Source organism: Corynebacterium sp. HMSC29G08 (assembly GCF_001806875.1).
Classification (GTDB): Bacteria; Actinomycetota; Actinomycetes; order Mycobacteriales; family Mycobacteriaceae; genus Corynebacterium.
The window spans coordinates 1-845 of the sequence record NZ_KV786204.1; the positions used below are offsets into that span (position 1 = coordinate 1).

An 845-nucleotide genomic window follows, 5' to 3' on the forward strand; every position below is an offset into this window, starting at 1 on the left:
CTGGCCCAGGTGGTGCTGGCTGGGGTGGTGGCCATGTTGTGCAGCGTATGTTGTTTGCTCGGCGACTAGTTGGTTGCCAGCGTGCGCGTAGACGGTGCGGGTGAGCACGTCACCGGTTTCAGTGTTGACTTGTTCTTTGGCCACACGCCGCCCATAGGGGTCGTAGATATACCGATAGCCAATTCCAGGCTCATCTGAGGTGCTAAACCCGATTGGTTGTTCACCTGTGGCGTAGAAGAATGTGTGTACCACAGGCCGCTTACTGATCCGTTTCGTTATGGTTTGGATGACACGGCCTGCGGCATCGTAGGTATACGAGGTGCGACCTACTCGGTGAGGAAGCGTGTCTGAAAACTCCACCGCCTCATCACCATGCACCGGCCCAACACCTGCACCATCACCGCAATACGCGCTGGGATCGATCGTGCTGACACTGCTTAACATCCCGCCTGGGGTGAAACTGTATTTTTCTGTTTGCACTGCCGGACGTGGCGTTCCGGATGTCGCCAGTGGATCTCGCTGCTGCTGGTGCACACCGGCCCCTAGGCCCAGATCTGGAGCTTGTTGGGAAACACCGGTTGCACGCCCAAGCACATCAAGTGCATACGTGGTAGCCCCGCGAAGGAAGTCAGTGACAGATTGCAGCGCGTTATCAGCACGCCAGGCAAACATCCGCGCCGAGACGGTACGCATCCCACCTGCTGCTGAAGCATCAAGCACGTTTAGCGTATCGCTACTTATACGGCCTTTGAGATCTGCAGTTGTGGTGCGGATCAGTGAGCCTACCGTGATGGTGGTGCAATTGCTGCGCTGGTCCCTGCCGTAGCGCAACCGCGCCAACTCAC

General features: G+C 57.6%; 1 pseudogene. It reads right to left on the reverse strand.

Annotation, left to right across the window (positions count from 1 at the left end):
• A pseudogene (locus tag HMPREF3101_RS11985) lies at positions 1-845 on the reverse strand (hypothetical protein); the annotation flags it as partial.